The sequence below is a fragment of the Sphingomonas bacterium genome, assembly GCF_903643065.1.
In the GTDB taxonomy this organism is placed as follows: domain Bacteria; phylum Pseudomonadota; class Alphaproteobacteria; order Sphingomonadales; family Sphingomonadaceae; genus Sphingomonas.
In genome coordinates this window covers 1-3,469 of the sequence record NZ_CAHJWX010000328.1, presented here as the reverse complement: position 1 = coordinate 3,469, position 3,469 = coordinate 1, and the positions used below count along the sequence as shown (strand labels likewise).

Here is a 3,469-nt window from a genome sequence, read left to right as displayed (position 1 = left end):
CGCCCGCGCGACCGGCGCCAGCGCGGCGGCGGCGGCGAGCCCACCGAGGTCGGCCCAGCGCCACGCCTCCGCGCGGGTGGATGGGAGGTCGAGCAATGTCATCGCCCGTCACCCTGAACTTGTTTCAGGGTCCATGCGGCCCCGCTATCATCAGCGCCACGCCGATAATGAGCGTCGCGCATGAATGCTGAAACAAGTTCAGCATGACGGAAAGCGATCACGCCGCCACCTCGGCATAGCCTTCGCGCTCCAGCTGATGCGCCAGCTCGGGCCCGCCGGTGCGCGTGATCACGCCGCCGTCGAGCACGTGGACGAAGTCGGGCTTCACATAATCGAGCAGCCGCTGGTAGTGGGTGATGAGGATCACCGCCTTGTCCGGACGCCGCATGATCCGGTTGATGCCGTCGCTGACGATGCGCAGCGCGTCGATGTCGAGGCCGCTGTCCGTCTCGTCCAGGATCGCCAGGCGCGGGTCGATCAGCCCCATCTGCACCATCTCGTTGCGCTTCTTCTCCCCGCCGGAAAAGCCGACATTGACGGGGCGCTTGAGCATGTCCGCGTCCATCTCCAGCCTCGCCGCTTCCGCGCGGGCGAGCTTGAGGAACTCGCCCCCCGACAGGGCCTTCTCGTCGCGCGAGGCCCGCTGCGCGTTGAGCGCCTCACGCAGGAACTGGACGTTGGAGACGCCGGGGATCTCGACCGGGTACTGGAAGCCCAGGAACAGCCCCGCGGCGGCCCGCTCGTGCGGGGCGAGGGCGAGCAGGTCCTGCCCACCGATGGTGACGGACCCGCCCGTCACCTCGTAACCCGGCCGGCCGCCGAGCACATAGCCCAGCGTCGACTTGCCCGCGCCGTTGGGCCCCATGATCGCGTGCACCTCGCCCGCGTTGATGGCGAGCGACAGGCCCTTGAGAATCGCCTTGCCATCGACGGCGGCGTGGAGGTCGTTGATCTGCAGCATGATCTTCTTTGCTAGGCGCCCTTGGCGGAACAGCGGCCGATATAGAGGCCGCGATAATAGCCGACTGCCTCCAGCTTGAGCCGATCGAGCGTGCGCGCGTCGTCGAGCGCCTGCTGGCGGTCCTCGATGCCGTGCTGGACGAGCGCGAGCGCGGCATCCGTGTCGCCGCCCTTTTCAGCCTTGACCGCCTCGCGCAGCTTGCGCCGCCGCTCGGCCAGGTCCGCACGCGCGGCGACGATCGCCTGCTGCTCGGCGAACCCGTCGAGCAGGAACCGGCTATGCCGCGCGCTGTCGTCCGCGACCGCCTTGGACACGACCGCCCGATCGCACGCGACGACGGCCTGCGACAGCGGCGCGAGGTCGGAACCGTCGACGGTGATGGAGGCGAGGAGAAGCATCAATGTTCTCAAGGGCTCGTGTGACTGTCGGAAAGACCACAGGTCACATAAGTTTGGTCGTGCTTTCGCTTTGAAGCCGCTGCATCGCTCGATAGCAACTGCCCTTGGTCGCTGATGGCGTCTGCCTGTTGTTGAAGAGCCAAATCAAGCGCGTCGAGATCACGAACATTATAGTTTCGGTTCGTAGCCGATCTGAGACTGCGCTTGAGCGGATCCATGGAGGCCAGTTCGACCTTCCGATTTGCGATTGAGAGCCGCTTTTCAACGACCTCATGCTTCTGCTCTAGCAACTCATTCAGTCGTGCTTCGATAGCAGCCAGCTCAGAAACATGCTGAGCATCAATCGTAGCACGATCGCATTCGATAAGTTTCGACTGGACAACAGCTTGAGTCGCTACAAGTAGTACGCCAATCACCCCACGCTCCCCTCAAGGCTGATCCCCAGCAGCTTCTGCGCCTCCACCGCGAACTCCATCGGCAGCTGCTGGAGCACCTCGCGAGCGAAGCCGTTGACGATCAGCGCCACCGCTGCCTCCTGGTCCAGCCCGCGCGTCATCGCGTAGAACAGCTGGTCGTCGCTGATCTTGCTCGTCGTCGCCTCATGCTCGATCTGCGCGGACGGGTTGCGCACTTCGATATAGGGCACCGTATGCGCGCCGCACTGGTCGCCCAGCAGCAGCGAGTCGCATTGGGTGAAGTTGCGCACCCCCTCCGCGCCTGGCGCGACCTTGACCAGCCCGCGATAGGTATTGTCGCTCCGCCCCGCGCTGATCCCCTTCGACACGATCGTCGAGCGCGAGCCCTTGCCGTTATGGATCATCTTGGTGCCGGTGTCGGCCTGCTGGCGGTTGTTGGTCACCGCGACCGAATAGAACTCGCCGACGCTGTCGACGCCGTTGAGCACGCAGGACGGGTATTTCCACGTCACGGCCGAGCCCGTCTCCACCTGCGTCCACGACACCTTGGAGCGGTCACCCTGGCACAGCGCGCGCTTGGTGACGAAATTGTAGATACCGCCGACGCCGTTCTCATCGCCGGGGTACCAGTTCTGCACCGTCGAATATTTGATCTCGGCATCGTCGAGCGCGATTAGCTCGACCACGGCGGCGTGGAGCTGGTTCTCGTCTCGCATCGGGGCGGTACAGCCCTCCAGATACGACACGTACGCGCCCCTGTCGGCGACGATCAGCGTCCGCTCAAACTGGCCGGTATTCTCCGCGTTAATGCGGAAATAGGTGGACAGCTCCATCGGGCAGCGCACCCCTTCAGGAATGTAGACGAAGGTGCCGTCGGAGAAGACCGCGCTGTTGAGCGTCGCGAAGTAATTGTCGCGCTGGGGCACCACCTTGCCCAGCCATTGCCGGACCAGATCGGGATATTCGCGGATCGCCTCGCTGATCGAACGGAAGATGACACCCGCCCGCTCCAGCTCGTCACGAAACGTCGTCGCGACCGACACGCTGTCGAACACCGCGTCCACCGCTACGCGCCGCTGGGGTGCCGCGCCCTCGACATTGGCGAGCAGCTTCTGCTCCTGCAACGGGATGCCGAGCTTTTCGTACGTCCGCCGGATCTCCGGGTCGAGCTCGTCCAGCGAGGCGATCGTCGCCTTCACCTTGGGCTCGGCGTAGTAATAGGCGTTCTGGTAATCGATCGGCGCCACATGGAGCTTGGCCCAGTCGGGCGCTTCCATCGTCTGCCAAAGACGGAACGCCTTCAGCCGCCAGTCGAGCATCCATTCCGGCTCGTTCTTCTTCGCGGAAATGTACCGCACCGTGTCCTCGCTCAGCCCCTTGGGCGCGAAGTCCTGTTCGATGTCGGTGGCAAAGCCCCACTCATACTTCTTCGATACGGCGGCGTACGCCTCGGCGTTGCGGGTTGCCATCAGACAAGGACCTTGGGGTAAGATGCCGGCGCGGCGAGCGCCTGGAGGCTGACATCGGCGAGCGCGCCGCGCAGCGCGGCGTTGACGAGCGGCCAGTGCGGGCGGACGACGCAATGGTGGTCGAGCCCGCAATCCTGCGCGCCGCCCTCCACGCAGGCGGTGAGCGCGATCGGGCCCTCCACCGCCTCGACGATGTCGGCGAGGCTGATCCGGGCCGGATCGCGC

Annotated in this window: 5 protein-coding genes; all 5 read right to left on the bottom strand. The window is 65.0% G+C overall.

Features of this window, described 5'->3' with window-relative positions; all coding sequences use genetic code 11:
• Positions 1 to 217: 217 nt before the first annotated feature.
• Positions 218 to 961, bottom strand: a complete 744-nt coding sequence (gene sufC / locus HUU95_RS11400) for a Fe-S cluster assembly ATPase SufC (protein WP_174280221.1) — start codon at positions 959 to 961, stop codon at positions 218 to 220.
• A gap of 11 nt (positions 962 to 972) precedes the next feature.
• A complete protein-coding gene (locus HUU95_RS11395) occupies positions 973 to 1,359 on the bottom strand; it encodes a hypothetical protein (protein WP_174280220.1) in 387 nt (128 codons plus the stop codon).
• A gap of 8 nt (positions 1,360 to 1,367) precedes the next feature.
• Complete coding sequence (locus tag HUU95_RS11390; protein ID WP_174280219.1) at positions 1,368 to 1,775, bottom strand: hypothetical protein; 408 nt, start codon at positions 1,773 to 1,775, stop codon at positions 1,368 to 1,370.
• The gene (sufB, locus tag HUU95_RS11385; RefSeq protein ID WP_174280218.1) at positions 1,772 to 3,244 is read right to left on the bottom strand and encodes a Fe-S cluster assembly protein SufB; all 1,473 of its coding nucleotides are present in this window, start codon (positions 3,242 to 3,244) and stop codon (positions 1,772 to 1,774) included. The genes HUU95_RS11390 and sufB overlap by 4 nt, the downstream gene beginning before the upstream one ends.
• The coding region (locus tag HUU95_RS11380) for an RrF2 family transcriptional regulator (RefSeq protein ID WP_254602755.1) at positions 3,244 to 3,469 on the bottom strand (226 nt) is incomplete at its 5' end. The genes HUU95_RS11380 and sufB, both read right to left, overlap by 1 nt.

Bases quoted from the DNA above. Each gene is read 5' to 3' on its own strand.
- sufC (WP_174280221.1), bottom strand. From the start codon at position 961: ATGCTGCAGATCAACGACCTCCACGCCGCCGTCGATGGCAAGGCGATT.
- HUU95_RS11395 (WP_174280220.1), bottom strand. From the start codon at position 1,359: ATGCTTCTCCTCGCCTCCATCACCGTCGACGGTTCCGACCTCGCGCCG.
- sufB (WP_174280218.1), bottom strand. From the start codon at position 3,244: ATGGCAACCCGCAACGCCGAGGCGTACGCCGCCGTATCGAAGAAGTAT.